Origin of the sequence: Thermus islandicus DSM 21543 (assembly GCF_000421625.1) — a bacterium.
In the GTDB taxonomy this organism is placed as follows: Bacteria; Deinococcota; Deinococci; order Deinococcales; family Thermaceae; genus Thermus; species Thermus islandicus.
The window spans coordinates 1-25,300 of record NZ_ATXJ01000008.1; the positions used below are offsets into that span (position 1 = coordinate 1).

Here is a 25,300-nt window from a genome sequence, read left to right on the forward strand (position 1 = left end):
CCATCCCCAAGGGAAAAACCGGCTTTCAAGATCCCCACCCGGAGGTCCGGGTTAGGGGGAGTATAGCACACACCGCAACCTTGGGCCAGGTCAAAATTTCGGTGAGGAAAGAGCTCTTGGACGGCGCTTTGTTTTTCAAAGCCCAAAGAAAGCCAGTTGCATCGTAATTTTGCTGACAAGTGTAGCAAAGGCCCGCCCTATCGCCACAGGTAAAAAGGACTGTAGCGCCCCCGTCCCAAAAGGGCGGCCTTCAGGCGCTGGGCCTGGAGCTCTATCAGTTCCCCCAGGGGCTTGCGGAAACCCAGGGGGTGGGCCACCTCCTCCAGGAGGCGGCCCTCCAAGAGCTCTATGAGCCGCCTCCGGCCCTCCTCGTTCAGGTACACGCCCCCCTCCCGCGCCTCGGCGTGGGCCGGGGTGAGGTGCCCCCTCCGGAAGGCGGAGAGGACCACCTGGTCCACGGCGGGCACCCGGAACTCCTCCATGAGGTCCAGGGCCAGGGCGGGGCTCCGCCGCCCCTCGGCGTGGAGGAAGCCCACCTCGGGGTGGAGCCCCGCCAGGCGCACCGCCACCAGAACACGCCCCAGGAGGAGGGCGTAGCCGTAGGAGAGGGCGGCGTTCACCGGGTCCCTAGGGGGCCTGCGGGCGCGCCCCCCAAAGCCTTGGGCGGTGAGGAGGCGGCCTAACCCCTGGAAGTAGGCCCGGCTTCCTTCCCCCTCCGCTCCCCGGAGGCTCTCCAGCCTCCGGGCCTCCCCGGCCCGGGCGAGGGCCTGGGCCACCTCCTCGGCCTCGGGAAGGCCGTGGCGCTCCAGGAGGGTGAGGGCGGAGCGGAGCTTGCCCACCACAAAGGCCCGGGCCAAGGGAAGGGCCTCGGCCCCAAACTGGGCCCGGAGGTGGCCTGGGTGGGGGTCGGGGAAGGCCCCTGCCACCCCGTGGAGAGAGCCCTCCAGGGAGAGGAAGAAGACCGGCACCCCCTGCCGGAGAAGGAAGACCAGGGCGGGGGTGGAGAGGCGCACGTTGCCCCAGACGGCCACGCGCCGCACCTGGCGGGCGGGGAAGCTTCCCACCTCCACCCCCTCTTCCTCCAGGAGGAGCCGCCCCTGGCGCAGGCGCAGGACGCTCCCCTGGCGGGTCAGGTGAACGGTCATGGCTAGAACTTGGGCCAGGGGGGAAGGGGCGTGACCCTTTCGTCCAGCCCGGCAAGGAAGTCCCACAGGCGCTCGTAGTCCTCCCGCTCCACAGGTCTTGTGCCGTGGGCCAGGATGCTCTCGTGCCGCTTTTGGAGGAGGGCCTGGAGCCGGTTCTTCGCTCCGTAGAGGCGCTGGGCCAGGGTGCCCTTCTGGCCGAAGGCCAGGTCCAGGTCAAAGGCCGCCTCCAGGAGGTCCATGAGGCCTCTGGGCTTGAGGATGCGTTCCTTTAGCCCCTCGGGAAAGCCTTCGGGCCAGGTAGTGGGGTCTTTTAGGACAAGGCCCAGGCGTTCGTACACGTCTACTTCCACCACGAGCTCCAGCGCCCGGTACAGCCGGGCTAAGGCGTCGTCAAAGCGGCCGAGTTCGGCGCGGCGCGCGGCGTTGGCCAGGAGGTCCTGGAGGAGGGCGAAGGTGGGTTTGCCCCCGGCCTTCACGATGGCCTCGAGGTGGGGGAGGAGGTCCTCCAGGGCCTGGAGCACCCGCACCTTGCCCCCATGCCCCCAGGCCTCGGCCACCGCCAGGGCCACGGGGAGGTGGGCGGAAAGCCTCCTCAAAGCCTCCTGGTGCCGGAAGCGGTCCCACTCCATAAGCCCCTCCACTACGCCCTTCATGGCCCCGTAGAAGCGGGTTTCCGAAGGGGACAGGGGCTTTTTCAAGAGCTCTTCCAACTCGTAGCTGGCCGCTCCCAGGTTCAGCCCGTTCCAGGCTCGGGTAAAGCCCGCCCACTCCCGGAGGCCGAAGCGGGCCGTGGGGTCCTCGAGGAGACGGAGCCTTTCGTGGCCGGAGAGAACCCGGCTTGTGCCAGGGTCCCGTTGCTGCCCGCCCACGTAGCTGAAAACCACCCCCCTCCCCGTGAGGGCCAGGGCGAGGCCCGCTGCCATGGGCTTGGTGCCCCCGGTGAGGTCGGCCACGATGGCCTTCGCCTCCCACTCCAGGGCCTTCCTCAAGGCCCGTAGGGCCTTTTGGTAGGCCTCGAGGAGGCTTTCCGCGTCCTCCAGGAGGAGGGTGTGGTGGCGGAAGGAGTTGCCGTAGTCCCTTAGAAGCTCTGCGGCCACGGGGTGGCTCTCCTGGCTGGCCAGGAAGACCACCCCCTCGGGGGCGTGCTCGGCTAAGGCTACCTCCAGGGGGTCCCGGGTGGTCCCCACGGTGAGGATGAGGACCTTCATGCCCCCATTATGGCCCGGGTAGAATGGACCCATGCGAAAGGTGGCCTTGGTCCTGGCCTTCGGCCTTGCCCTGGCCCAGCCCACCCACACCGTGGCCCCCGGGGACACCCTCTTTTCCCTGGCGCGGCGCTATGGGACCACGGTGGAGGAGCTCATGCGCCTGAACGGGCTTGCGAGCTTCCTCCTCCAGCCCGGGCAGGTGCTCCGGCTTCCCGAGAAGGGCCGGGTGCACGTGGTGGCCCCCGGGGATACCCTTTATTCCATCGCCCGGCGCTACGGGACCACGGTGGAGGAGCTCATGCGCCTCAATGGCCTCGCCTCGGCGGAGCTCAAGGTGGGCCAGAGGCTTCTCCTTCCCGGGGGGGCCACCGCACTCCCCCAAGCCCAGGCCGAAAGCGGCCCCTCCCCGCCTCCGGGAGGCGATACCCCGCCCGAGGACTACGACCCGGAAAGCCCCCTCCTCCGAATCGTGCTCCGCTACCTGGGCGTGCCCTACAAGTACGGGGCGAACTCCCCTTTGGCCCTAGACTGCTCCGCCTTTGTGGCCCAGGTTTACGCCGAGCTGGGGGTGGCCCTGCCCCGGACCTCGAGGGAGCAGTACCAGCTCCTCTCCCCGGTAGAGGAGCCTCGCCCCGGGGACTTGGTCTTCTTCAGCTTCGGGGGGAAGGAGGTGGACCACGTGGGGGTCTACCTGGGCCGAAAGGTGTTCGCCCACGCCAGCAGTTACGGGAGCCGGGTGGTGATTGAGAGCCTCGAGGCGCCCTTCTATCAGAAGGCCTACCGGGGGGCGAGGCGGGTCATGGCCAGTCCGGCACCTCCCCCCGGGCCTTCCGCAGGGCGGTGAGGAGGGCCTCCCCCGGCCTCCCCTCGCCCCGGAAGGCCCGCGCCTCTTCCTCCAGCCAGGCCTCGCCTTTGCGGAAAAGCACGGCCCGGGCCTCCTCCAAGGCCTCCTCCAGGAGGGCCCCCAGGGAGTAGAAGGAGGCCCCCGGGGGGAGGTCCGGGTCCAGGCCCTGCCGGGCAAGGGTGCGGCCGTAGGGCCCTTCCCTGGCCTCCATGGTGCCCCCCTCGGCGAAGTAGCGCCGCAGGATGCGGTTCCAGTCCCCTACCCGGCTGTAGGGGGCCATGGCCCGGTAGGCCTCTTCCAGGTCCTCCTCGGCGTAGGGGCGGTAGCGGTCCTCGTGGACCACGAGCCTCCGGGGAAGCCTAGGCCTAGGGGGGCCTTCCTCGTCGGGCACGCCCACGGCGAGCCCCGCCACCGGCAGGACCCCAGGGGGAAGCCCGAGGAGGTCCACCAGGGCCTCAATGCCGTTGAGCACCCCACCGATGAAGCAGACCCCGTAGCCCATGGCCTCGGCGGTGAGGGCGAGGTAGGCCCCGGCGAGCCCCGCGTCCAAAAGGGCGAAGTGGAGGGCGGTCCTGGGCCAAAAGGCCATCCGCTGCCCCCGGTGGGCGAGGAGGCGCTCGAGGCGGTGGACGTCGGCCAGGAGGAGGAAGAACTCGGCGGCCTGTCGGATGTGCTCCTGGTCCCCGGAAAGCCTTGCGATCTCCTCCCTAAGCCTCGGGTCCCTTATGCGGATTGCGGAGTAGAGCTGGGCGCTGGCGTCGGTGGGGGCTCGCTGGAGGGCAAAGAGGAGCTTCTCTAAGTCCTCCTCGGGGATGGGCACGGGCTTGAAGCGGCGGACGCTTCGCCTTTTCGCCAGTATGGGGGTGAGGTCCATGGGGGAAGGATAAAGCCTTGGGCTGGCCTGGGGTCAACCCACTGGGGTCCCTTCGCCCAGAAGGACAAGGCCTTCCCGGGCGGCCTCCCCCACAAGGCCGATCTCCCCCTTGCGGGCTTCCCACTCCTCGGGGGTGAGCGCCACGTAGTCCACGTTCCTCAGGGGAAGGAGGCGGTACAGGAGCTGGACCCGGCTCAGGTAGTCCATGCCCCGAAAGGCGGGGGAGACCACGAGGAGGTCCCAGTCGCTCTCCTCCAGGGCTTCGCCCCGGGCCCGGGATCCGAAAAGGAGCGCCCGTGTGAGGGGAATGGGAAGCCCTTGCAGGAGCTTTCTTAGCAGGGCGCTAGAGGCCAAGGAAGCGCAGGTAGGCCTTCCAGAGGGCCTCCCCGAAGAAGAGGGCCACCACCCCCCCGAGGGCCAGGTAGGGGCCGAAGGGGAGCTTCCGCTGCCGGAAAAGGAGGCCAAAGAGGGCCCCAGCGAAGACCCCGAGGAAAAGCGCCAGGAAGGCGTAGGGTCCAAGCCAAGCGCCAAGGGCCCCCAGGAGCTTCACGTCCCCGTAGCCCAGGGCCACGGGCTCCTCTTCCTCCTCAGGAAGGGGCCGGAAGGCCCAGTAGAGCCCCCCGGCGAGGGCCAGGCCCCCGGCGGCGAGGAGGCTTCCCTTTAGGCTTTCCAGCAGGTCTAGCCCCAGGGCCGGGGCGAGGAGGAGGGAAAGGGGCAGGAGGGGAAGGGTCATCCGGTCGGGGAGGACCACGGGCCGCCCGGTGCGGGCGGAAAGCCCCCAGGTGAGGAAGGCGAGGGCCATCCCCACCCCCGCCCCCCAAAGCGCCCCGAAGAGGGCCGCCATGTGCACCTGGTGGGGCCCCACGGGGACCTCGGCCCTACCCTCCCTGAAGCGCCTCAGGAAGAGGTTTGCGTACCCTGCCACCAGGCCAAGCCCCCCGGCGGCCATGAGGCTTCCGTCCAGGCTCTCCCGGAAGGGCAGGGGAAAGGCGAAGAGCCAGGAGGCGAAAAGCCCCAGGAAGAGGAGGCCGTAGGTGAGGGCGTCGGGAAGCTCAAAGGTGTCCAGGTCCAAGAAGGAGAGGGCCACCAGGAGGGCCAGGAAGGCGAAGACCAGGAAGGCCTCCACCCCTGGGGGGTAAAAGCGGCTGGCCAGGAGGAAAAGCCCCCCGGTCAGGGCCTCCACCAGGGGGTAGCGGGGGGAGATGGGACGGGCGCAATAGCGGCACCGCCCCTTGAGGAGGAGGTAGGAGAGGACGGGGACGAGGTCTAAGGGGCCCAAAGGGTGGCCGCACTGGGGGCAGCGGGAGGAAGGGAAAACCAAGGACTCCCCCCGGGGGAGGCGGTGGATCACCACGTTCAGAAAAGAGCCCACCGCAAGGCCCAAAAGCAGGGCGAAGAGGGACCACATAAGGGCATTCTACGGGGTAGCCTGGCTTTCACAGGGCTTTGAAGGGTTCGGGTGTAGGATAGCTCCGTGACGCCGGAAACCGCTTACCAAAACCTCCTGGAGTTCCAGAGGGAAACCGCCTACCTCGCCTCTTTGGGGGCCCTCGCCGCCTGGGACCAGCGCACCATGATCCCCAAAAAGGGCCACGAGCACCGGGCCCAGCAGATGGCCGCCCTGGCCCGGCTCCTCCACCAGCGGATGACGGACCCCAGGATCGGGGAGTGGCTTGGAGGAGTGGAGGGAAGCCCCCTGGTCCAGGACCCCCTCTCCGACGCCGCGGTGAACGTCCGGGCCTGGAGGCTCGCCTATGAGCGGGCCCGGGCCATTCCCGAGAGGCTCGCCGTGGAGCTGGCCCAGGCCAGAAGCGAGGGGGAGACCGCCTGGGAGGCCCTCCGCCCCCAGGACGACTGGAAGGGCTTCCTGCCCTACTTGCGGCGCCTCTACGCCCTGGTGCGGGAGGAGGCCGAGATCCTGATGGGGGTGGGGCCGGACCCCCTGGACCCCCCCTTTGGGGAGGTTTACGATGCCCTTCTGGACGGGTACGAGCCCGGGGCAAGGGCCAAGGACCTCGAGCCCCTTTTCGCCCGCCTGCGGCAGGGGCTTCGGGGCCTTCTGGACCGCATCCTGGGGAGCGGGCGGAGGCCCGACACGGGCCTCCTGCACCGCCCCTTCCCCGCCGAGGCGCAAAGGGGCTTTGCCCTGGAGCTCCTCAAGGCCTGCGGCTACGACCTCGAGGCGGGCCGCCTGGACCCCACCGCTCATCCCTTTGCCATCGCCATCGGCCCCGGGGACGTGCGCATCACCACCCGCTACTACCAGGACTTCTTCAACGCCGGCATCTTCGGCACCCTCCACGAGATGGGCCACGCCCTCTACGAGCAGGGCCTGCCCAAGGAGCACTGGGGCACCCCCAGGGGGGAGGCGGTCTCCCTGGGGGTCCACGAGTCCCAAAGCCGCACCTGGGAGAACCTGGTGGGCCGCTCCTTGGGCTTCTGGGAGCGCTTCTTCCCCCGGGCCCAGGAGGTGTTCCCGAGCCTAAAGGACGTGCACCTAAAGGACTTCCACCTTGCCGTGAACGCTGTGGAGCCCTCCCTGATCCGGGTGGAGGCGGACGAGGTCACCTACAACCTCCATATCCTGGTGCGCCTGGAGCTGGAGCTCGCCCTCTTCAGGGGGGAGCTTGCCCTAGAAGACCTCCCTGGGGCTTGGGAGGAGCGGTACCGGGCCTACCTGGGGGTGGCCCCTAAGGACTACAAGGACGGGGTCATGCAGGACGTGCATTGGTCGGGGGGGATGTTCGGTTACTTCCCCACCTACACCCTGGGCAACCTTTACGCCGCCCAGTTCTTCGCCAAGGCCCAAGAGGAGCTCGGCCCCCTCGAGCCCCTGTTCGCCCGGGGGGAGTTCCGGCCCTTCCTGGACTGGTCCCGCGCCAAGATCCACGCCGAGGGGAGCCGGTACAGGCCCCGTGCCCTGATGGAGCGGGTTACCGGCGCTCCTCCCAGCGAGCGCCCCTTCCTAACGTACCTGGAGAGGAAGTACACCGCTCTCTACGGCCTCTAAGGGGGCCCCGCGCGGCCCGGGTGGGGGCCTAGTAGCCATGGAGAAGCCCGAGCCGCTTGGCCCGCCTGACCGCCCTCCGGAAGAGGAAGAGCCCCAGGAGGAAGTAGGCGAGGCTATTCAGGAAGGCCAGCCCCAGGCTCCAAGCTTCCAGGGGAGCCCCCTCCGCCAGCATCCTGCGGGCCAGGGCCGCTCCCGGGGCCAGGGGCACGAAGAGGAACACCCCGCTTCCCGGCGCCTGCAGGAGGAAGAGGAGAAGGAACTGGGAGAGCCCCAAAAGCTGCCCTACCCGCTTAAAGAGGAGGGCCAGGGAGGCCATGGCGAAGCCCAGGCCGTACCCCCCCAGGACCACGACCAAAAAGGGCAGGACCCCTCCCGGGGTGAAGGCCAGGCGGGCCCCGGTGAGGGCCATGAGCGTCAGGCCCACCAGGAGGACCAGGAGGCCCTGGGTGAGGAGGCCTGCCAGGTTGCGCACCAGGAAGAGGGGGATGGGGCCGTAGGGGGTGAGGAAGACCTGCTCCAGGGTGCCCGTCTGGGCCTCTTCCATGAGGCCGAAGGAGAGGCTGTTGTAGGAGGAGAGGGTAAAGGTCCACAGGAGATAGCCCGCCAGCACGGCCTCGAGCCTGTCCCCGAACTCCGCGCCCGGCCCCGCCAAGAACCGGGCCCCCAGGAAGAGGAGGTAGAAGAGGAGGCTCAGGGTCACCACCCCCCCCACGAGCTCCAGGGGATAGCGGCGTAAGGTGAGGAGGCTCCGCCAGAACTCTGCCAGGAAAAGGTCAAGCACGGGCCACCACCCTTAAGAAGACCTCCAGGAGATCCGCCTCGGCCTTGGCCACCCGCCTCAGGGGCAGGGGCTTCACCGCCTCCAGCACCCGCCACAGCGCTTCCCCGTCCCCCCGGAAGAGAAAAGGCCCTTCCCCTTCCACGCCCAGGGACCGGAGGCGGCTTAGGACCTCGGCGGGTGGGGAGACCTCCAGCTCCAGGACGTAGTGCTCCCCGGCAAAGCGGGAGAGAAGGGCCTGCTTTTCCCCCTCCAACACCAGGCTTCCCCGGTGGATGATGGCCACCCGGTCGGCCAAGGCCTCGGCCGCGGAAAGCTGGTGGGTGGTGAGGAGGACGGCCTTGCCCCCCTTCGCCAGGGCCCGCACCTTTTCCTGGACCAAAAGGGCGGTCTCCACATCCAGGCCCAGGGTGGGCTCATCCAGGAGGAGCACCTCGGGGTCGTGCACCAGGGCCTGGAGGAGGGCGAGCTTCTGCTGCATCCCGCGGGAGAGGTGACGCACCTCCACCCGGGCCTTCTCCCAAAGGCCGTATTCCTCCAGGAGGACCAGGGCCCGCCTGCGGGCCGCCCCCAGGGAGAGCCCCCGGGCCACCCCGAAGTAGACCAGGTTTTCCAGGGGGGTAAGGCGCCAGTAGACGTTGCGGTTGCCTTCCAGCACCGCCCCCAGGTGGCGGAGGGCCCAGGGGTCCCGGCCGGGGTCCTTCCCCAGGAGGCGCACCTCCCCCCGGTCGGGGAGGAGGAGGCCCGCAAGCATCTTCACCGTGGTGGTTTTGCCCGCCCCGTTTTTACCCAGAAAGGCCAGGATCTCCCCCGGGCGCAGGGCGAGGCTCACGCCTTTGACCGCTTCCAGGGCGCCGAAGCGCTTGTAAAGCCCCCGGGCCTCGAGGAGGGGATCTCCCATGGGCCCATTCTAAGGCTCGGGCGGGCCCGCTACGTACCCCGCTTCCGCAAAAGCCCCCCAAAGGGCTTCTCCACCAACCCTGGCCAGGGCCTCCTATCTAGCGGGCCTCATCCTTTCTTGGTCCAGCGCCCGCTGTCCCGGGAGCGGTACTTCTCCATGGCCTTGAGAAAGGCTTCCTCGAGGTCAATCCCCTCCCGGTTGGCCAGGGAGATGAGGACGAAGAGGAGGTCGGCGAGCTCCATGGCCAGGTCCCCTTCCTCTTCCCCTGGCTTCGGCTTCTTGCCGTGGCGGTGGGCCAGGACCCGGGCCACCTCCCCAAGCTCCTCCGTGAGGCGGGCCAGCAGGAGGAGGGGAGGGAAGTAGCCCTCCTGGAATGAGGAGATCCAGGCGTCCACCCTTTCTTGGGCCTCCTTGAAGGTGAGCACGGCTACACCCCCGCCACAAAGGCGGCGAGGAGCCGCACCGCCCGCTTGACGTCCTCTAGGTCCACCATCTCCACGGGGGAGTGCATGTAGCGCAGGGGGATGGAAACGATCCCCGTGGGGATCCCCTCCCGCACCTTGGCCACCTCGTCGGCGTCGGTGCCGGACCAGCGCCCGTGGGCGTGGAGGGTGTAGGGGATGCCCTCCCGTTCCGCCGCCTCCTTTAGGCCCCGGAAGACCTGCTTGTCCACAAAGGGCCCCACGTCCAGGACCACCCCCCGGCCCAGCTCCGCCTCCCCCACCTGGGCCTGGTCCATGCCGGGGGTGGCGCTGTCGTGGGTCACGTCCACCACCACCGCCAGGTCCGGGTTTTCCCGGAAGGCGGCGGTCCTGGCCCCGTAGGCCCCGATCTCCTCCTGCACCGAGCCCACCGCCACCACCTCGGCGGAGGTCCTTCCCTGGAGGAGGCGGAGGGCCTCGAGGACCACGAAGGCCCCCAGGCGGTTGTCCAGGGCCTTGGAGACGAGCCTCTCCCCGAGAAGCCACTTGGGGGGCTGGTCCAGGACCCCCACCGCCCCCACCTCGAGGTGGGCCAGGGCCTCCTCCTTGCTCCCCGCCCCGATGTCGGCGAAGAGCTCGGAAAGCTCCACCGCCTTCTTGCGCTCCTCTTCCTTCAGCACGTGGATGGCCTTCCGGCCCACCACGCCGAACACCGGCCCCCGCTTCCCCGAAAAGCGCAGGCGCTGGCCCACCAGCACCTGCGGGTCCCACCCCCCTAGGGGTTTTAGGCGGAGGAAGCCCTTCTCCTCCACGTGGCTCACGATCACCCCGATCTCGTCCAGGTGGCCCAGGAGGAGGACCTTGGGCTTTCCCCCGGGGTGGATGCGGGCGTAGGCGTTGCCGTGCCGGTCCCTTTCCACCTGGGCGAAGGAACGGGCCCTTTCCAGGAAGACCTCGGCCGCCTCCTCCTCAAAGCCCGAGGGCCCCGAGGCATGGAGGAGCCTTTCCAGAAACTCCAGGTCGGGTGCGTAGCTCATAGCTCAAGCGTACAATGCCCGCATGGGGTTTTTGGCCCTCATCGCCCACGATGCCAAGAAGGAGGAGATGGTGGCCTTCTGCCAGAGGCACCGCGAGCTTCTTTCCCGCTTCCCCCTCCTCGCCACCGGGACCACGGGGCAGCGCATAGAGGAGGCCACGGGGCTTGCCGTGGAGCGGGTCCTCTCCGGGCCTTTGGGGGGCGACCAGCAGATCGGGGCCAGGGTGGCCGAGGGCCAGGTGCTGGCGGTGATCTTCTTCCAAGACCCCCTTACCCCCAAGCCCCACGAGCCCGACGTGCAGGCCCTGATGCGGGTCTGCAACGTGCACGGGGTGCCCCTGGTGACCAACCCCCAAGGGGCCGAGGCCCTGGTGCTCTGGCTCCGGAGCCTCCTCTAGAGGGCCTTTCGGTAGGCCAGGGCCTCGGCCACGTGGGCCTCCTCCACCCTTTCTGCCCCCTCGAGGTCGGCCACGGTGCGGGCCACCCGGAGGAGGCGGTCGTAGGAGCGGGCCGAGAGGAGCATCCGCTTGGCGGCTGCCTGGAGAAGGGCCTGGGCGCCCGGGGTGAGGCGGGCGTGCTCCCTTAGGGCCCTGCCGGAAAGCTCCCCGTTGGGGCGGGCCTGGCGGGCGAGCATCCTCTCCCGGGCCCTCAGGACCCTTTCCCGCACCGCCTCCGTGCCCTCCCCTTCCGGGGCGCGGGCGAGCTCCTCGGGGGTGAGGCGGGGTACCTCCACCACCAGGTCAAACCGGTCCAGAAGGGGCCCGGAGATGCGGCCCGCGTAGCGCCTCTGGGCCTGGGGGGTGCAGGCGCAGGGGCGCTCGGGGTCCCCGTGCCAGCCGCAGGGGCAGGGGTTCATGGCCGCCACCAGGAGGAAGCGGGCGGGGAAGGTGAGGCTCGCCCGGGCCCGGGCCACGGTCACCACCCCGTCCTCCAGGGGCTGGCGCAGGGCCTCGAGGGCCTCCCGGGAGAACTCGGGAAACTCGTCCAGGAAGAGGACTCCCCGGTGGGCCAGGGAAACCTCTCCCGGCTTGGGGATGGCCCCGCCCCCGATGAGCCCGGCGTAGCTCACCGTGTGGTGGGGGGCGCGGAAAGGGGGGGTCTTCAGGAGGCCCCGCACTGGCCTCCCGGCGGCGGAGTGGATCCGGGTCACCTCCAAGGCCGCCTCCTGGGAGAGGGGCGGGAGGAGGAAGGGGAGGCGCCGCGCCAGCATGGTCTTCCCCGAGCCTGGGCTGCCCACCAGGAGGAGGTGGTGGAGGCCCGCGGCGGCGATCTCCAGGGCGCGCTTGGCCTTGGCCTGCCCCTTCACGTCCCGGAGGTCCAGGACCTCCAGACCCTCCAGCGCCTCCTCCGGCTCGGCCCTCCCCAGCGGTGCCTCCCCCCTCAGGAAGGCCACGGCCTCCTTCAGGCTCCCCGCCCCGTAGACCTCCACCCCCTCCACCAGGGCCGCCTCCTTGGCGCTCTCCTCGGGCAGAAGGAGCCGCTTCCCTTCGGCTAAGGCCCCGAGGGCCAGGTTCACCGCTCCCGGAATGGGCCTCAAGCTCCCGTCCAGGCCGAGCTCTCCGGCGAGGGCGAAGGGCAAGAGGGCCTCGAGGGGCACCACCCCTTGCGCGGCCAGGAGGCCCAGGGCGATGGGCAGGTCAAACTGGCTTCCCTCCTTCCTGAGCTCCGCCGGGGCCAGGTTCACCACCACCCGGGCCTGGGGGTAGGGAAAGCCAGCGTTTTTAAGGGCGGCCCGGACCCTCTCCCGGCTCTCCTCCACCGCCTTGTCGGGCAGGCCCACGAGGGCGTAGGTGGGAAGCCCGGGGCTTACGTCCACCTCCACGGTTACAGGAACCGCGTCCAGACCGAAGAGGGCGTAGCTTCGCGCCTGGGCCAGCATGGAAGGAGTTTACCACAAACTTGTTAGTTTTCAGGGGTGGGGGAGGTTAGCTAACACGCCAAATGAAGGGGAACCTTTAGGCTCTGGATGGACCTATAATGGTCGGAGGTGAAGGGGAGCCACAAGAAGGCATATAACAAAATCCGCCGGGCCCTGGAGGAGCGGCGCGCCCTTTTGGACCGCTTTGGCGGAATGAAACTGGACCTTATCCAGGTGGCCAACGAGGAGTGGTTGTACATGCTCCAGGAGGACACCCGTCACTCCTTGGCCATAGAAGGGTATTTCGCCGCTGAGTGGGAGTTGCGCCAGGTGCTCAGGGGCCGAAGAGGATCGGCGGAGGTTTTTAACTACTTTCGCACCGCCCAGTTCGTGTACGAGCAGGCGCTCCAGGACGCTCAGGAGGGAGTTTGGCACCTGGATTTGGCTTTTATCAACAACATCCACGGCCAGCTCTTTAGGGAAACACCCCTGGAGCGGGAGCGGGGTAGGCCTGCGGACGGGTTAGAGCGCCGCATCCAAGGGGCCAAGGTCATCCCTCCCCTCGAGGCCACGGAGTACCTCAGGGCCTTTGTACGGGTGGCCCGGCTCCTTTTGGAGGAACGGGAGTTCCTGGAAGCCATAGCGAAAATCCACACCCTTTTTGAGGCCATTCACCCTTATCGGGATGGGAATGGGAGGGTAGGCCGCCTGCTCCTCAACTATTTGGTCATCCACCAGGGCTTTCCCCCTTTGGTAGTTAAGGGGTTGAGCGAGGCGGACCGGAAGCGGTACTACCAGGCCCTGGAAGGGGCGGATCGAGGGTTGCAAGCTGGTTTTCCTCCTCCCGATCCCCAGGCCCTCATCCGGTCTTTGGACCAGGGGGATTGGGTTGCCCTGGCCTCGCTTTTAGGGGAGTCCCTCCTCGCCCGCTTGGAAAAGGCGGCTGCCTTAGCCCTGATGCAGTGGCAGGACTTGAAGCCCCTGGATGGGGTGGCGCAAGATCTGGGCGTGCCTCGGCCCCAGCTTTACGTGTGGGTCCACCGGGGCCGGCTTCTGGTGTACCGCTCTGGCGGGCAGAAGCGGCTTTTTTCCCACCCTTGGCTTTTCTTGGGCACAAGGGAGCGGCCGGCGGTTCTGCCTTCCTGGCTCCCCCCTCCCCGGCCTGACTGGCGGGAGCGGGTGGCCGACCTGCAGCGGCTTCTCTTTCACCCGGACCTTTGAAGGAGGGGCAGGTACAGGGCGAGGGCCAGGAGAAGGAGGGCAAGGAGCCCGCCGAAGGCCAGGCCGTACCCCAAGGCCCCCACCGCCACCCCGAGGCCCCACTGCAGGAGGAAGGTGCCCCCGATGCCGAAGAGGTTCACCAGGGTGGTTCCCCGGCCCACCAGGTGGGCCGCCACCAGCTCCCGGGCCTGGGTGAGGGTGAGGATGTTGAAGGCCCCGAAGAGGCCCAGGAGGGCGTAGGCAGGAACGAGGGCCTTGAGGAGGAGGAGAAGGAGGCCCAGGGCGAAGAGGAGGGCCGAGGCGAGGAGGACCCGGGCCGTGCCCAGCCGGTCTGCCAGGTACCCCGAGGCGAGAAACCCCAAGACCGCAAGCCCCGAGTAGAGGAAGAGGAGGTTCCCCACCTGGACGGCCTCGAGGCCCAGGGCGTAGGCGTAGGCCCCGGCCCAAAGCGTCTGCAGGGAGAGAAACCCCCCGGTGAAGGCGAAGCCCAGGAAGGCCACCCGGAGAAGCCTTCCGTTCCGCAATACCTCCCCTAGGCCCCCCTGCTCCTTCCCCCCGGGCCAGGCCACCCCCGGGGGGGCGTTCCGCACCCCCAGGTAGAGGGCGAGGGCCACCAGGACCACCACCCCTGCCCCCAGGAGGAAGACCCCGCGCCAGCCCAGGGCCTCCTTGAGGAGGGCGAGGGGGGTGGCCGCCAGGAGGCCGCCGGTGGCCCCAAGGCCCACGAGGAGGGTGGAGACCGTGGCGTAGTTTTTGGGAAACCACAGGCTAAAGGCCTTCAAGGAGCCCATGAGGGCCGCGGCCATCCCCACCCCGATCAGGGCCCGGCCCAGCGCCAGGACGGGGAAGCTATGGGCCAGGCCGAAGACCAGGCTCCCCAAGGCCGCCACCAGGAGGAGGGCCGGGGTCACCGTCCGGGGCCCGAGCCGGTCCAGAAGCCCGCCCAAGGGCAGCTGCACCGAGGCAAAGGCCAGGTAGAAGAGGCTCGTCATGAAGCCGAGCTCCGCCGGGCCCAGGCCGAGCTCCTGGGAGAGGTCCTTGGCCAGGACGGCGTTCGCCGAACGGTAGAAGTAGGAGAGGAAGTAGCCCAGGGTGAAGAGGAGAAACACCCGTGCCGCCATGCTACCTCCGGTTAAGCCAGACACCCATGAGGATCATAGCACCTCCAAGAAGCGCCTCCGGCCGTAAGGGCTCGCCCGCCAGGGGCCAGGCGAACAGGGCCCCGCTCACGGGCTCCAGCATGGCCACCAGGGTGGCGGTACGGGCGGGGAGGGTCCTCACCCCCAGGAGGAAGAGGCCGAAGGGGACCACCGTGCCCAGGGTGACCAGGTAGGCCACCGCCCCCCAGGCCCCTAGGGGGAGGGCCCGGAGGGCCTCGAGGCGGAGGAGGAGGAAGGGCAGGGAGAGGAAGGTCCCCACCCCGGTGGCCACCCCCAAGGCCACGAGGGGAGGGGTCTTCAGGCCTTGGGCGGAGGCGGCGTAGGCCGCGAAGGATAGGGCGGCGAGGAGGCCGAAGGCGAGTCCCTTAGGCCCCCCTTTTAGCTCTTCCGGCCCCACCACGAGGAGGTAGGCCCCAAACAGGGCAAGCCCCACCCCCAAGAGGGCCCTGTGGGGAAGCCTCTCCCCCTTGAGGAGGGCGTAGAGGGTGAGGAGGGAAGGGGCCAGGTACTGGAGGAAGATCCCCGTGGCCACGGTGGCGGCGTGGATGGCGAGGTAGTAGAAGGCCTGGGCCCCGGCGAGGGCAAGGCCCACCCCAAGAAGCCTTGCCCGCTCGGAGGGATGGGGCGGGCGGGCCAGGACCAGGGGAAGGAGGAGGAGGAAGCTCAGAAGGAAGCGCAAGGGAATGAGGACCTCCGGCGGGATCTCCCGCATGGACCGCCCTGCCAGGGCGCCCCCAAGCCCCCAGAGAAGGGCGGCCAGGGCCACGGGGATCACCGCCTACCTCCCAGCACGGCGAGGGCCACCCCGAGGAGGAGGACCAGGGCCCCGAGGAGGACCCTCGCCCCGGGGAACTCCCCAAAGAGGAGGTAGGCGAGGAGGCTCGCCCCCACCGGCTCAAAGAGGATGGCCAGGGTCACCAGGACCGGGGGGATGTGCCGCGTGGCCCAGTTGAAGCTGGTATGGCCCACGAGCTGGGGCAAGAGGGCCATGAGGAGGAGGTAGAGGTACACGGGCCAGGGATAGCCCCCATACCCACCGCCGAAGAGGTAGGGGAGGGGTAGGAGGAGGAGGGCGGCCGCCGTGTAGGCCACCCGCACGTACCCGAAGAGGGAAAGCCCCCGCCTCTGGGCCTCCCGCCCCAGGAGGAGGTAAAAGGAGGCGGCGATGGCGCCGAGAACCGCCAGGGTGTCCCCGAGGAGAGGGTGGCTTCCCCCACCGCCTTGCGCGTCTCCCAAGCCGATGAGGAGGCCGCCCGTAAGGGCCACCCCGATCCCGAGGAGGGTGAGGGCCGAGGGCCTTTCCCGGAAGAGGAGCCAGCCCAAAAGGGTGACCCAGACCGGGTTGGTGGTGACCAAGGCGGTGCTCGCCGCCACGGAGGTGTAGGAGAGGGAGGTGATCCAGAGGGCGAAGTGGAGGGCAAGGGCCACCCCCGCCCCCACGGCCCAAGGAAGGCCGGCCCGGTTCCCCAAGGGCCTGCGCCAGCCCGGGGCGAGGATCAGGGCGGCGAGGCTCATGCGCCCTGCGCTCATCACCAGGCTGAAGGCGAGGCTCTTCTCCCCGGAGGCCTGAAGGGCAAGCCGCACCAGGATGCTGCCGAAGCTGATGGCCAGGATGCCCAGAAGGAGCACGCCGGCGACCGTTAACCCCGAGGGGCGCATGGCGGCATTTTCCCACAGTAGGGGCTTTCCCGGAAGCGGTCTGGCCCCTCCCCGGTGTATACTTCCCCCCGAGGAGGCGCCCATGGTGACCGTAGCGGTTCCCAAGGAGAGGGCCCCGGGGGAGAGGCGGGTGGCCCTGGTGCCCGAGGTGGTGGCCCGCCTGGTGAAAGGCGGCGCCCGGGTGCGGGTGGAACGGGGTGCCGGGGAGGGGGCCTACCACCCCGACGAGGCCTACCGGGAGGCGGGGGCGGAGGTGGTGGAGCGAGGGGAGCTCCTGAAGGGCGCCCACCTCCTCTTCACCGTCCAGCCGCCCCCGGAGGATCTGATCCAAGGGCTGGAGCCCGGGGCCATCGTGGTGGGCTTCGTCCAGCCCCACAAGAACCCAGACCTGGTCCGGGCCCTCCAGGCGAAGAAGGCCACGGTGATCGCCATGGAACTCATCCCCCGCATCACCCGGGCCCAGGGCATGGACGCCCTCTCCAGCCAGGCCACGGTGGCGGGGTACCTGGCGGCGGTCCACGCGGCGAGGCTTTCCCCCCGCTTCTTCCCCATGCTCACCACGGCGGCGGGCACCATCCGCCCCGCCAAGGTGATGGTGATGGGGGTAGGGGTGGCCGGGCTCATGGCCATCGCCACCGCCAAGCGGTTGGGGGCCCAGGTCTATGCCTACGATGTGCGGAGGGCAGCCCTGGAGCAGGCCCTTTCCCTTGGGGCCAAGCCCATTGAGTTGCCCATCAGCGCCGAGGGGGAAGGCGGGTACGCCCGGGAGCTCACCGAGGAGGAGAAGCGCCTCCAGCACGAGGCCCTCCGCGACCAGGTGGCGGGGATGGACGTCCTCATCACCACGGCCCAGGTGCCCGGCCGCCCTGCCCCCCTCCTCCTCACCGAGGACATGGTGGAGAGGCTGAAGCCCGGGAGCGTGGTGGTGGACCTGGCGGCGGAGTCGGGCGGCAACTGCGCCCTCACCCGGCCGGGGGAGGTGGTGGAGGTGCGGGGCGTGCGGATCTTTGGGCCTTTGAACCTGCCGAGCGAGCTTTCGGTTCACGCTTCGGAGATGTACGCCAAGAACCTTTTGAACCTTTCCAGCCTGCTTATGGAAAAGGGCGAGTTCGCCCCCAAGTGGGAGGACGAAATCGTCCAGGCCGCCCTACTCATGCGAGAGGGCGAGATCCTGCACGGGCCCACCAGGGCCCTTCTGGGAGGTGCGTGATGGAGTTCGGCTTCTGGTCAGCCCTCTACATCTTCGTGCTCACCGCCTTTCTGGGGTACGAGCTGATCACGCGGGTGCCCGTGATCCTCCACACCCCCTTGATGTCTGGTTCCAACTTCATCCACGGGGTGGTGGTGGTGGGGGCCATGGTGGTCCTGGGCCAGGCGGAGACGGGTTTGGAGAAGGCCATCGGCTTCCTGGGCGTGGTCCTGGGGGCGGCCAACGCGGCCGGGGGCTATGCGGTCACGGTGCGCATGCTGGAGATGTTTGAAAGGAAGCCAGGAAAGGGAGGTGGGGCGTGATGGACCCCATCCAGCTGGCCTATTTCCTGGTGGCCCTCCTCTTCATCGTGGGCCTCAAGCGCATGGCCCACCCCACCACCGCCAAAAGCGGCATCGTCTGGGCGGGCTGGGGGATGGTGCTGGCGGTCCTCGCCACCTTCCTCTGGCCGGGGATGGGGAACCTTCCCCTCATCCTCCTGGCCCTCCTCTTGGGCTCGGCGGTGGCCTGGTGGGCGGCTGTGAAGGTGGCCATGACGGACATGCCCCAGATGGTGGCCATCTACAACGGCATGGGCGGGGGCGCGGCGGCCACCATCGCCGCGGTGGAGCTCCTCAAGGGGGCTTTTGAGAACGCCGGCCTCATGGCCCTGGCCCTTCTGGGCGGGCTCATCGGGAGCGTGGCCTTCACGGGGAGTCTCGTCGCCTTTGCCAAGCTCCAGGGGATCATGCGGAGCCGCCCCATCCTCTTCCCGGGCCAGAAGGCGGTGAACGCCCTCGCCCTCGTCCTTACCTTGGTCCTGGGGCTCTCCCTGCTCTGGAACGACGCCACCTTGGGCATCGTCCTCTTCTTCCTCCTGGCCCTCCTCTTCGGGGTCCTCATGACCCTGCCCATAGGGGGCGGGGACATGCCCGTGGCCATCTCCTTCTACAACGCCTTCACCGGCATGGCCGTGGGCTTTGAGGGGTTTGCCGTGGGGAACCCGGCCCTCATGGTGGCGGGGACCCTGGTGGGGGCGGCGGGCACCCTCCTCACCGTCCTCATGGCCAAGGCCATGAACCGCTCCGTGTGGAGCGTGCTCGCGGGGGGGTTCGGCGTGGAGCAGGAGGCTTCCGAGGTCAAGGGGAGCCTCAAGCCCATTGAGGTGGAGGACGCCGCCGTGATGCTGGCCTACGCGGGCAAGGTGGTCTTCGTCCCCGGCTACGGCATGGCCCTCTCCCAGGCGCAGCACAAGGTGAAGGAGCTCGCTGACCTCCTGGAGAGCCGGGGGGTGGAGGTGAGGTTCGCCATCCACCCGGTGGCGGGAAGGATGCCCGGGCACATGAACGTCCTCCTGGCTGAGGCCGGGGTGGACTACGAGAAGCTCAAGGACCTGGAGGAGATCAACCCCGAGTTCCCCACCGTGGACGTGGCCGTGGTTATCGGGGCCAACGACGTGGTGAACCCGGCCGCCCGCCGCCCGGGAAGCCCCCTCTACGGCATGCCCATCCTGGACGTGGACAAGGCCAAAAACGTGATCGTCATCAAGCGGGGGCAGGGCAAGGGCTTCGCCGGGGTGGAGAACGAGCTCTTCTACGCCGACAACACCCGCATGCTCTACGGGGACGCCCAGAAGGTCCTGACCGAGCTGATCCAGGCCCTGAAGCGGCTTTAGGCGTCCCCCGCCGGGGCCAAGGGGCTTCTTGACCGGCTGCCTTACCCCTGGTATAGTGCTCTCTGCGGTCGGTCCGCGGTAGCTCAGCTGGTAGAGCGGCCGGCTGTTAACCGGTTGGTCGCAGGTTCGAATCCTGCCCGCGGAGCCAAAGGGGGGCCTAAGGCCCCCTGGGTCTTTTATTTGGGGAGGGAAGGGGGTATAATCTTTCCCCGTGCGGCCTGCCGGGCCCGGAAGGGAGGTGAAGATGCGCAAGTACGAGGTCAACGTCATCCTGAACCCCAACCTGGACCAGACCCAGCTCGCCCTGGAGAAGGAGATCCTCGCCAAGGCCCTCGAGGCCCACGGGGCCCGGGTGGAGAAGGTGGAGGAGTGGGGGTTGCGCCGCCTGGCCTACCCCATCGCCAAGGACACCCAGGGCTACTTCCTCTTCTACCAGGTGGAGATGCCGGAGGAGCGGGTGAACGACCTGGCCCGGGAGCTCCGCATCCGCGACAACGTGCGCCGGGTGATGGTGGTCAAGGCAGCGGAGCCCCTCCTCTCCAAAGCGTAAACTGTCCTCATGGCAAGAGGCCTGAACCAAGTCTTCCTCATCGGTACCCTTACCGCCCGCCCGGACATGCGCTACACCCCGGGGGGGCTCGCCATCCTGGACCTCAGTCTGGCGGGCCAGGACACGCTGACGGACGAGACGGGCCAGGAGCGGGAGGTTCCCTGGTACCACCGGGTGCGCCTCCTCGGCCGCCAGGCGGAGATGTGGGGGGATGTCCTGGAGAAGGGGACCCCCCTTTTCGTGGAGGGGCGGCTGGAGTACCGCCAGTGGGAAAAGGAGGGCGAGAAGCGGAGCGAGCTCGTGGTCCGGGCGGACTTCATAGACCCCCTGGAGGGGAGGGGTCGGGAGACCCAGGAGGACGCCCGGGGCCAGCCGAGGTTGCGCCGGGCCCTCAACCAGGTGATCCTCATGGGCAACCTCACCCGCGACCCCGACCTCCGCTACACCCCCCAGGGAACGGCGGTGGTGCGGCTCGGCCTGGCGGTGAACGAGCGCCGCTCCCGCCAGGGGGAGCGGGCCCCGGCTTCGCGCAGCGAACCCCGGGAGGAGAGGACCCACTTTGTGGAGGTTCAGGCCTGGAGGGAGCTCGCCGAGTGGGCGGGGGAGCTTAGGAAGGGCGACGGGCTTTTGGTCATCGGCCGCTTGGTGAACGACTCCTGGACGAGCTCCAGCGGGGAGAGGCGCTTCCAGACCCGTGTGGAAGCCCTCAGGCTGGAGCACCCCACCCGTGGGCCTGCCCAAGCCGGCGGAAGCAGGCCCCAACCGGTCCAGACGGGCGGGGTAGACATAGACGAAGGGTTGGAAGACTTTCCGCCGGAGGAGGATCTGCCGTTTTGAGCGCGAAGAACGCCAAACCCAAGAAGGAGGCGCAGGCGCGCCGTCCCTCTAGGAAGGCCAAGGTCAAGGCCACCCTGGGGGAGTTTGACCTGAGGGACTACCGCAATGCGGAGGTGTTGCGGCGCTTCCTGTCGGAGACGGGGAAGATCCTTCCCCGCCGCCGCACGGGGCTTTCCGCTAAGGAGCAGCGCATCCTGGCCAGGACCATCAAGCGGGCCAGGATCCTGGGGCTTCTCCCCTTCACGGAGAAGCTGGTGCGGAAGTAGGGGGGCAAGGTGAAGGTCATCCTCTTGGAACCCCTGGAGAACCTGGGCGAGGTGGGCCAGGTGGTGAACGTGAAGCCGGGCTACGCCCGGAACTACCTCCTGCCCCGGGGCCTCGCCGTTTTGGCCACGGAGAGCAACCTGAAGGCCCTCGAGGCCAAGATCCGCGCCCAGGCCAGGCGGCTGGCGGAGCGAAAGGCCGAGGCGGAGAGGCTCAAGGAGATCTTGGAAAACCTCACCCTCACCATCCCGGTGCGGGCGGGGGAGGCCAAGATCTACGGTTCCGTCACCGCCAAGGACATCGCCGAAGCCCTTTCCCGCCAGCACGGCATCACCATTGACCCGAAGCGCCTGCAGCTGGAGAAGCCCATCAAGGAGCTGGGGGAGTACGTCCTCGCCTACAAACCCCACCCCGAGGTGCCCATCCGGCTCAAGGTGAACGTGGTGGCCCAGGAGTAGGGGCGGACCCCTTAGGCCCCCCGCCCTCCTGGGGCGGGGGGGTTTCCTTGACGAGGAGGTGGGGGCCGAGCTCCGCCAGGCTTCTTACCCCCGAGAGGGCGAGGGTGAGCTCCAGCTCGGCCAGAAAGTGGGCGAGGACCGCCCTGACCCCTTCCTCGCCCTTGAGGGCCAGGCCGTAGACGTAGGGCCTTCCTAGGCCCACCGCCCGGGCCCCCAGGGCCAGGGCCTTGACCGCATCCGCCCCGGTGCGGACGCCGCTGTCCAGGAGGAGGGGGACCTGCTCCCCTACCGCCTGGGCGAGGAGGGGCAGGGCCTCGAGGGCGGCCAGGCTCCCGTCCACCTGCCTTCCCCCGTGGTTGGAGACGTAGACCCCGTCCACCCCCAAGGCCACCGCCTTTACGGCGTCCTCCGGGTGGAGGAGGCCCTTGAGGAGGAGGGGCAGGCGGGTGGCCTCCCGGACCCTCTCCACCTCCTCCCAGGAGAGCTCGGGGAAGGAGTAGGTGGCCACGAAGCGGCGCACGGCCTTCTGCATCCGGGAAAGGTCCAGCCCATAGCGCTTCCCCGTCTGCCTGAGGGCGAGGAGGTTCGTGAGAAGGGCCAGGGTGGGCTTGGGGCGGAAAGCGGGGCCCTCCAGGGGCTCGTCCAGGGCCCCTAAAAAGGCGGGGTCGGTGAGGTACTGGGCCATGCCCTGCCCCTTGAGGAAGGGGAGGTGGGCCAGGTCCAGGTCCCGGGGGCGCCAGCCCAGCTGGACCGTGTCCACGGTGAGGACCACCCCGGCGCACCCCGCCTCCTCCGCCCGGCGCAGGAAGCTTTGCACCACCCGCCGGTCGCTGGAGTGGTAGAGCTGGAAGAAGACCACCGCCTCGGGGTTGGCCTCCCGGGCCGCCGCCACCACCCGCTCCAGGGGGTAGGAGCTCTGGTTGGAAACCATGAAGGGCACCCCTGTGCGGGCCGCCGCCCGGGCCGCGGCCAGGTCGGCCTCGGGGTGGGCGAGCTCTAAAACCCCAATGGGGCAGAGGAAGAGGGGGGCGGCCCACCGGCGCCCCCAAAGCTCCCCCTCGAGGCCCGGGGGCTTGGCCCCCCGGAGCATCCGGGGGAGGAGGCGGTAGCGGTCAAAGGCCTGGCGGTTCGCGGCCATGGTCCTTTCCAGCCCCGCCCCCCCCGCCACGTAGGCGAAGGCCTCGGGGGACATCCGCTTCCTCGCCGCCTCCTCCAGGGCCTCGGGATGGACGGGGACCGGGGGCTTCCGCCCCAAGAGGCCCTCCAGGTAGATCCGCTGCTGCACGCTCCTTCCCAGCATCCCGTGCCTCCTTGACGCCTTTGCCCGGATTCTACCCCGGGGGGTCCAGGCTGTAAACTGGGTGCAAATGGCGAGGTCCGTCCTCATTACCGGGGCCGGAAGCGGGATCGGCCTGGCCACGGCGAGGCTTTTGGCCGCCCGGGGCTTCCGCGTCTACGGCGGGGTGCGCCGGCCGGAGGACGCCAAGGCCCTGGAGGCCTTGGGGGTGGAGCCCCTCTTTCTGGATGTGACCCGGGAGGAGGACCTCCTCCGGGCCAGGGAGCGCCTGGAGGGCGAAGGCCTTTACGGCCTAGTGGCCAACGCCGGCCTCGCCGTGGCGGGGCCCTTGGAGCTCGTGCCGGTCTCGGCCTTCCGGGAAGCCCTCGAGGCGAACGTCCTGGGGGCCTTCGCCACGGTGAAGGCCTTTCTCCCCCTCCTTAGGGCCTCCCGGGGCCGGATCGTCCTCATGGGCTCCGTCTCCGGTCTCGTGGCCCTGCCCCTCATGGGCCCCTATGCGGCGAGCAAGTTCGCCCTCGAGGCCCTGGCCGATGCCCTTCGGGTGGAGCTCCTCCCCTTCGGGGTCAAGGTGGCCCTCATTGAGCCCGGCTCGGTAGCCACGCCCATCTGGGAGCGCTCCTTAAAGCGGGCCGAGGGGTATTTGGAGCCCCCGCCCCCGGGGACCGAGGGGGTCTACGGCCGTTACCTGGAGGTGGCCCGGAGGCTTGCCGAGGGGAACGCCAGGCGGGGGCTCCCCCCGGAGCGGGTGGCGGAGGCGGTCTACCGGGCCCTCACCGAGCCCAGGCCAAAGGCCCGCTACCTGGTGGCCCACCCCGCCCGGGCCCGGGAGACCCGGCTCCTCCGGCTCCTCCCCGCCCCCCTCCGGGACCGGCTCGTGGCCCGCTTCCTCGGGGCCTAGGGGGAGGTTTCCCAGCCTCACCCTGCCCTAGGGCAGGGTCTTGTATGCTTAGGCCGTGGAGTTCCTGGTGGAGGACCTAGGCCTTTTGCCCTACGGGGAGGCCTGGGCATACCAGAAGGCGGTGCACCGCGAGGTGGTAGAGGGAAGCCGCCCCCCTACCCTCCTCCTCCTGGAGCACCCCCGGGTCATCACCTTAGGCCGGAAGGCCACGGGGGAGAACCTCCTCTTCCCGGAGGGCTGGTACCGGGAAAACGGTTTTGAGCTCTACTGGGTGGAGCGCGGTGGGGACGTCACCTACCACGGGCCCGGGCAACTGGTGGGCTACCCCATCTTCCCCGTGGGCCGGGAGGTGCGCCGCTTCCTAAGGCAGCTGGAGGAGGCCATCGTGCGGGTGGCGGCGGGCTACGGGATCCCGGCCTACCCCACCCCGGGCTATGCCGGGGTCTGGGTGGGGGAGGAGAAGCTCTGCGCCATCGGGGTGGCGGTGAAGGAGGGGGTGAGCTTTCACGGTTTCGCCCTGAACGTGAACACCGACCTCAACGACTTCACCGTCATCGTCCCCTGCGGCCTCAAGGGGAAGGGGGTCACCTCCCTGGAAAGGCTTCTCGGCAGGAGAGTGCCCATGGAGGAGGCCAAGGACCGGGTGGTGCAGGCCTTTGCCCAGGTCTTCGGCATGGAGCCTGTGAGGAGGAAGGGGCATGAAACCCAGGTTTGAAACGGTGGAGCTCCTCTCCCCCACGGGGGAGGTGGTGGAGCTCAAGGTGGTGAAGCGGGGCCTGGCCCAGGCGCGGCCCGAGCCCGTGGACCGGAACAAGCCCGCCTGGATCAAGGCTCCCCTGCCCACGGGCGCCCGCTACCAGGCCTTGAGGCAGATGGTGCAGGAGCTGAAGCTCCACACCGTCTGCCAGGAGGCCCTGTGCCCCAACATCGGGGAGTGCTGGACCCATGGCACCCTCACGGTGATGCTCCTGGGGGACATCTGCACCCGGGCCTGCAAGTTCTGCGCCGTCCACACGGGAAACCCCAGGGGCCTCGTGGACCCGGAGGAGCCTAGGCGAGTGGCCGAGGCCATCGCCCGCATGGGGGTGCGGTACGTGGTCTTAACCAGCGTGGACCGGGACGACCTAGAGGATGGCGGCGCCTCCCACTTCGCCGCCACCATCCGGGCCATCAAGGAAAGGGCCCCCGGGGTCCTGGTGGAGGCCCTAACGCCCGACTTCCAGGGAGACCTCAAAGCGGTGGAGACGGTTCTTGCGGCGAACCCCGAGGTCTACGCCCAGAACCTGGAGACGGTGCGCCGCCTCACCCCCAGGGTCCGGGACCCCCGGGCGGGGTACGAGCAGACCCTAAGGGTCCTGGCCCACGCCAAAAGGGTCCGGCCCGATATCCTCACCAAAAGTAGCCTCATGCTGGGGCTAGGGGAGACGGAGGAGGAGCTCCTCGAGGCCATGCGGGACCTGCGCGCCGTGGGGGTGGACATCCTCACCCTGGGCCAGTACCTCAGGCCCACCCCCGCCCACCTTCCCGTAGCCCGCTACGTCCCCCCCGAGGACTTCCAGAAGTACGCCGCCTGGGGGTACGAGCTGGGCTTCCGCGAGGTCTTCGCCGGGCCTTTGGTGCGGAGCTCCTACCGGGCGGACCGGGTCTTCCTGGAGGCCAAGGCGCGGTGAGGCTTTTCCTCCTGGACCTCCTCGCCCTCCTCCTCTTCGCTGGGGCAGGGCTCCTTTCCCACGGCCAGCCCCTAAGCCTGGCGGGGTTCGCCCGGAACGTCCTCCCCGTGCTCTTCGTGTGGCTCCTCCTAAGCCCCTTCCTCGGCACCTACCGCCGCCCCACCTGGGGAAACCTCCTCCTCACCTGGCTCCTGGCCTTCCCGGCGGGGTTATGGCTTAGGCAGATGGCCCTGGGCGGGGCCTTCGGGGCGGGGTTTTTCGTCTTCCTGGGGGTGGCCATGGGCTTCAGCCTCCTCTTCCTCCTCCTTCTCCGGGGCCTCGCCAAGGCCCTTCGCCTCTGGTAAAA

Annotated in this window: 29 protein-coding genes and 1 tRNA gene; 16 read left to right on the forward strand and 14 right to left on the reverse strand. The window is 69.1% G+C overall.

Translation table 11 applies throughout. The features are described 5' to 3' along the window. Positions 1-197: 197 nt before the first annotated feature. Together cas1 and H531_RS0108250 are read right to left on the reverse strand one after the other, a co-directional pair. Complete coding sequence (gene cas1, locus H531_RS0108245; protein WP_022798880.1) at positions 198-1,145, reverse strand: CRISPR-associated endonuclease Cas1; 948 nt, start codon at positions 1,143-1,145, stop codon at positions 198-200. Between the two features lie 2 nt (positions 1,146-1,147). Next, the gene (locus H531_RS0108250; RefSeq protein WP_022798881.1) at positions 1,148-2,353 is read right to left on the reverse strand and encodes a TIGR02710 family CRISPR-associated CARF protein; all 1,206 of its coding nucleotides are present in this window, start codon (positions 2,351-2,353) and stop codon (positions 1,148-1,150) included. Positions 2,354-2,384: 31 nt separating this feature from the next. Between H531_RS0108250 and H531_RS0108255 the strand changes: the two genes are divergently transcribed. Further along, positions 2,385-3,197, forward strand: coding sequence for a C40 family peptidase (locus H531_RS0108255; RefSeq protein WP_022798882.1), 813 nt, complete (start codon positions 2,385-2,387; stop codon positions 3,195-3,197). Here H531_RS0108255 and H531_RS0108260 read toward each other — a convergent pair. Genes H531_RS0108260 through H531_RS0108270 form a run of 3 tightly spaced genes read right to left on the reverse strand, consistent with a single transcriptional unit; the run spans position 3,151 to position 5,479 of the window. Then, positions 3,151-4,071 carry a nitroreductase family protein gene (locus H531_RS0108260; RefSeq protein WP_022798883.1) on the reverse strand — a complete coding sequence of 307 codons (921 nt, stop codon included), beginning with the start codon at positions 4,069-4,071 and terminating at the stop codon, positions 3,151-3,153. The genes H531_RS0108255 and H531_RS0108260 overlap by 47 nt on opposite strands. Before the next feature lie 33 nt (positions 4,072-4,104). After that, a complete protein-coding gene (locus H531_RS12970; RefSeq protein WP_022798884.1) occupies positions 4,105-4,425 on the reverse strand; it encodes a nucleotidyltransferase domain-containing protein in 321 nt (106 codons plus the stop codon). After that, positions 4,415-5,479 (reverse strand): prepilin peptidase, encoded by a 1,065-nt coding sequence (locus H531_RS0108270; RefSeq protein WP_022798885.1) that lies wholly within the window; start codon positions 5,477-5,479, stop codon positions 4,415-4,417. Before H531_RS0108270 ends, H531_RS12970 begins: the two co-directional genes overlap by 11 nt. A 66-nt stretch (positions 5,480-5,545) precedes the next feature. On the opposite strand from H531_RS0108270, the gene H531_RS0108275 reads away from it, so the two are divergent. Further along, a complete protein-coding gene (locus H531_RS0108275; RefSeq protein WP_022798886.1) occupies positions 5,546-7,081 on the forward strand; it encodes a carboxypeptidase M32 in 1,536 nt (511 codons plus the stop codon). A gap of 28 nt (positions 7,082-7,109) precedes the next feature. Here H531_RS0108275 and H531_RS0108280 read toward each other — a convergent pair whose 3' ends face one another. The 4 genes from H531_RS0108280 to H531_RS0108295 all read right to left on the reverse strand — a co-directional run bounded on the left by H531_RS0108280 (position 7,110) and on the right by H531_RS0108295 (position 10,219). Continuing rightward, complete coding sequence (locus H531_RS0108280; protein WP_022798887.1) at positions 7,110-7,862, reverse strand: hypothetical protein; 753 nt, start codon at positions 7,860-7,862, stop codon at positions 7,110-7,112. After that, positions 7,855-8,760: an ABC transporter ATP-binding protein gene (locus tag H531_RS0108285; RefSeq protein ID WP_022798888.1), complete on the reverse strand. Its 906-nt coding sequence runs from the start codon at positions 8,758-8,760 to the stop codon at positions 7,855-7,857. The genes H531_RS0108280 and H531_RS0108285 overlap by 8 nt, the downstream gene beginning before the upstream one ends. A gap of 107 nt (positions 8,761-8,867) precedes the next feature. After that, the gene (locus H531_RS0108290) at positions 8,868-9,185 is read right to left on the reverse strand and encodes a nucleotide pyrophosphohydrolase (protein WP_022798889.1); all 318 of its coding nucleotides are present in this window, start codon (positions 9,183-9,185) and stop codon (positions 8,868-8,870) included. Positions 9,186-9,187: 2 nt separating this feature from the next. Beyond that, entirely contained in the window at positions 9,188-10,219 is a 1,032-nt protein-coding gene (locus H531_RS0108295) for a M42 family metallopeptidase (protein WP_022798890.1), read from the reverse strand. A 22-nt stretch (positions 10,220-10,241) separates the two neighbouring features. On the opposite strand from H531_RS0108295, the gene mgsA reads away from it, so the two are divergent. Then, positions 10,242-10,616 (forward strand): methylglyoxal synthase, encoded by a 375-nt coding sequence (gene mgsA / locus H531_RS0108300; RefSeq protein ID WP_022798891.1) that lies wholly within the window; start codon positions 10,242-10,244, stop codon positions 10,614-10,616. Here the strand turns inward: mgsA and H531_RS0108305 are convergent. Then, positions 10,613-12,097, reverse strand: a complete 1,485-nt coding sequence (locus H531_RS0108305; protein WP_022798892.1) for a YifB family Mg chelatase-like AAA ATPase — start codon at positions 12,095-12,097, stop codon at positions 10,613-10,615. The two genes, mgsA and H531_RS0108305, sit on opposite strands and share 4 nt — an antisense overlap. Positions 12,098-12,205: 108 nt before the next feature. Here H531_RS0108305 and H531_RS0108310 point away from each other — a divergent pair, with 108 nt between their 5' ends. Next, positions 12,206-13,297, forward strand: a complete 1,092-nt coding sequence (locus H531_RS0108310) for a Fic family protein (RefSeq protein ID WP_022798893.1) — start codon at positions 12,206-12,208, stop codon at positions 13,295-13,297. On the opposite strand, the gene H531_RS0108315 is transcribed toward H531_RS0108310, so the two are convergent. From H531_RS0108315 to H531_RS0108325, 3 genes are read right to left on the reverse strand one after another with little or no spacing between them, the layout of a single operon-like run. Further along, positions 13,282-14,418, reverse strand: coding sequence for an MFS transporter (locus H531_RS0108315; protein WP_022798894.1), 1,137 nt, complete (start codon positions 14,416-14,418; stop codon positions 13,282-13,284). The genes H531_RS0108310 and H531_RS0108315 overlap by 16 nt on opposite strands. A 1-nt stretch (position 14,419) precedes the next feature. Then, positions 14,420-15,232: a DMT family transporter gene (locus H531_RS0108320; RefSeq protein ID WP_022798895.1), complete on the reverse strand. Its 813-nt coding sequence runs from the start codon at positions 15,230-15,232 to the stop codon at positions 14,420-14,422. Continuing rightward, positions 15,229-16,116, reverse strand: coding sequence for a DMT family transporter (locus H531_RS0108325; RefSeq protein WP_022798896.1), 888 nt, complete (start codon positions 16,114-16,116; stop codon positions 15,229-15,231). The genes H531_RS0108320 and H531_RS0108325 overlap by 4 nt, the downstream gene beginning before the upstream one ends. Before the next feature lie 82 nt (positions 16,117-16,198). On the opposite strand from H531_RS0108325, the gene H531_RS0108330 reads away from it, so the two are divergent. The 8 genes from H531_RS0108330 (at position 16,199) to rplI (ending at position 21,089) form a co-directional block, all read left to right on the forward strand. After that, entirely contained in the window at positions 16,199-17,326 is a 1,128-nt protein-coding gene (locus H531_RS0108330; protein WP_022798897.1) for a Re/Si-specific NAD(P)(+) transhydrogenase subunit alpha, read from the forward strand. Then, positions 17,326-17,628, forward strand: a complete 303-nt coding sequence (locus H531_RS0108335; RefSeq protein WP_028490744.1) for a proton-translocating transhydrogenase family protein — start codon at positions 17,326-17,328, stop codon at positions 17,626-17,628. Before H531_RS0108330 ends, H531_RS0108335 begins: the two co-directional genes overlap by 1 nt. After that, the gene (locus H531_RS0108340; protein WP_022798899.1) at positions 17,628-18,980 is read left to right on the forward strand and encodes an NAD(P)(+) transhydrogenase (Re/Si-specific) subunit beta; all 1,353 of its coding nucleotides are present in this window, start codon (positions 17,628-17,630) and stop codon (positions 18,978-18,980) included. Before H531_RS0108335 ends, H531_RS0108340 begins: the two co-directional genes overlap by 1 nt. Positions 18,981-19,052: 72 nt before the next feature. Then, positions 19,053-19,128: transfer RNA gene (locus tag H531_RS0108345), tRNA-Asn, on the forward strand. A gap of 96 nt (positions 19,129-19,224) precedes the next feature. Then, positions 19,225-19,530 (forward strand): 30S ribosomal protein S6, encoded by a 306-nt coding sequence (rpsF, locus tag H531_RS0108350; RefSeq protein ID WP_028490745.1) that lies wholly within the window; start codon positions 19,225-19,227, stop codon positions 19,528-19,530. 9 nt (positions 19,531-19,539) lie between these two features. Beyond that, complete coding sequence (locus tag H531_RS0108355; RefSeq protein WP_028490746.1) at positions 19,540-20,367, forward strand: single-stranded DNA-binding protein; 828 nt, start codon at positions 19,540-19,542, stop codon at positions 20,365-20,367. Beyond that, positions 20,364-20,633, forward strand: a complete 270-nt coding sequence (gene rpsR / locus H531_RS0108360; RefSeq protein ID WP_022798901.1) for a 30S ribosomal protein S18 — start codon at positions 20,364-20,366, stop codon at positions 20,631-20,633. Before H531_RS0108355 ends, rpsR begins: the two co-directional genes overlap by 4 nt. A gap of 9 nt (positions 20,634-20,642) precedes the next feature. Further along, the gene (rplI, locus tag H531_RS0108365; protein ID WP_022798902.1) at positions 20,643-21,089 is read left to right on the forward strand and encodes a 50S ribosomal protein L9; all 447 of its coding nucleotides are present in this window, start codon (positions 20,643-20,645) and stop codon (positions 21,087-21,089) included. Here rplI and H531_RS0108370 read toward each other — a convergent pair. Further along, a complete protein-coding gene (locus tag H531_RS0108370; protein WP_022798903.1) occupies positions 21,061-22,389 on the reverse strand; it encodes an alpha-hydroxy-acid oxidizing protein in 1,329 nt (442 codons plus the stop codon). The two genes, rplI and H531_RS0108370, sit on opposite strands and share 29 nt — an antisense overlap. 67 nt (positions 22,390-22,456) lie before the next feature. On the opposite strand from H531_RS0108370, the gene H531_RS0108375 reads away from it, so the two are divergent. Genes H531_RS0108375 through H531_RS0108390 form a run of 4 tightly spaced genes read left to right on the forward strand, consistent with a single transcriptional unit; the run spans position 22,457 to position 25,298 of the window. Beyond that, on the forward strand, positions 22,457-23,284 hold the full coding sequence (locus H531_RS0108375; protein WP_022798904.1) for an SDR family oxidoreductase: 828 nt from the start codon (positions 22,457-22,459) through the stop codon (positions 23,282-23,284). Positions 23,285-23,339: 55 nt separating this feature from the next. Continuing rightward, on the forward strand, positions 23,340-23,999 hold the full coding sequence (gene lipB, locus H531_RS0108380) for a lipoyl(octanoyl) transferase LipB (RefSeq protein ID WP_022798905.1): 660 nt from the start codon (positions 23,340-23,342) through the stop codon (positions 23,997-23,999). Continuing rightward, positions 23,983-24,954 (forward strand): lipoyl synthase, encoded by a 972-nt coding sequence (gene lipA, locus H531_RS0108385; protein ID WP_022798906.1) that lies wholly within the window; start codon positions 23,983-23,985, stop codon positions 24,952-24,954. The genes lipB and lipA overlap by 17 nt, the downstream gene beginning before the upstream one ends. Further along, on the forward strand, positions 24,951-25,298 hold the full coding sequence (locus H531_RS0108390) for a DUF3054 domain-containing protein (RefSeq protein ID WP_022798907.1): 348 nt from the start codon (positions 24,951-24,953) through the stop codon (positions 25,296-25,298). The genes lipA and H531_RS0108390 overlap by 4 nt, the downstream gene beginning before the upstream one ends. Positions 25,299-25,300 lie beyond the last annotated feature (2 nt).

Coding starts and splice junctions, on each gene's coding strand:
- cas1 (WP_022798880.1), bottom strand. CDS start 1,145: ATGACCGTTCACCTGACCCGCCAGGGGAGCGTCCTGCGCCTGCGCCAG.
- H531_RS0108250 (WP_022798881.1), bottom strand. CDS start 2,353: ATGAAGGTCCTCATCCTCACCGTGGGGACCACCCGGGACCCCCTGGAG.
- H531_RS0108255 (WP_022798882.1), top strand. CDS start 2,385: ATGCGAAAGGTGGCCTTGGTCCTGGCCTTCGGCCTTGCCCTGGCCCAG.
- H531_RS0108260 (WP_022798883.1), bottom strand. CDS start 4,071: ATGGACCTCACCCCCATACTGGCGAAAAGGCGAAGCGTCCGCCGCTTC.
- H531_RS0108270 (WP_022798885.1), bottom strand. CDS start 5,479: ATGTGGTCCCTCTTCGCCCTGCTTTTGGGCCTTGCGGTGGGCTCTTTT.
- H531_RS0108285 (WP_022798888.1), bottom strand. CDS start 8,760: ATGGGAGATCCCCTCCTCGAGGCCCGGGGGCTTTACAAGCGCTTCGGC.
- H531_RS0108295 (WP_022798890.1), bottom strand. CDS start 10,219: ATGAGCTACGCACCCGACCTGGAGTTTCTGGAAAGGCTCCTCCATGCC.
- mgsA (WP_022798891.1), top strand. CDS start 10,242: ATGGGGTTTTTGGCCCTCATCGCCCACGATGCCAAGAAGGAGGAGATG.
- H531_RS0108305 (WP_022798892.1), bottom strand. CDS start 12,097: ATGCTGGCCCAGGCGCGAAGCTACGCCCTCTTCGGTCTGGACGCGGTT.
- H531_RS0108315 (WP_022798894.1), bottom strand. CDS start 14,418: ATGGCGGCACGGGTGTTTCTCCTCTTCACCCTGGGCTACTTCCTCTCC.
- H531_RS0108325 (WP_022798896.1), bottom strand. CDS start 16,116: ATGCGCCCCTCGGGGTTAACGGTCGCCGGCGTGCTCCTTCTGGGCATC.
- H531_RS0108330 (WP_022798897.1), top strand. CDS start 16,199: ATGGTGACCGTAGCGGTTCCCAAGGAGAGGGCCCCGGGGGAGAGGCGG.
- H531_RS0108335 (WP_028490744.1), top strand. CDS start 17,326: ATGGAGTTCGGCTTCTGGTCAGCCCTCTACATCTTCGTGCTCACCGCC.
- H531_RS0108340 (WP_022798899.1), top strand. CDS start 17,628: ATGGACCCCATCCAGCTGGCCTATTTCCTGGTGGCCCTCCTCTTCATC.
- rpsF (WP_028490745.1), top strand. CDS start 19,225: ATGCGCAAGTACGAGGTCAACGTCATCCTGAACCCCAACCTGGACCAG.
- H531_RS0108355 (WP_028490746.1), top strand. CDS start 19,540: ATGGCAAGAGGCCTGAACCAAGTCTTCCTCATCGGTACCCTTACCGCC.
- H531_RS0108370 (WP_022798903.1), bottom strand. CDS start 22,389: ATGCTGGGAAGGAGCGTGCAGCAGCGGATCTACCTGGAGGGCCTCTTG.
- H531_RS0108375 (WP_022798904.1), top strand. CDS start 22,457: ATGGCGAGGTCCGTCCTCATTACCGGGGCCGGAAGCGGGATCGGCCTG.
- lipA (WP_022798906.1), top strand. CDS start 23,983: ATGAAACCCAGGTTTGAAACGGTGGAGCTCCTCTCCCCCACGGGGGAG.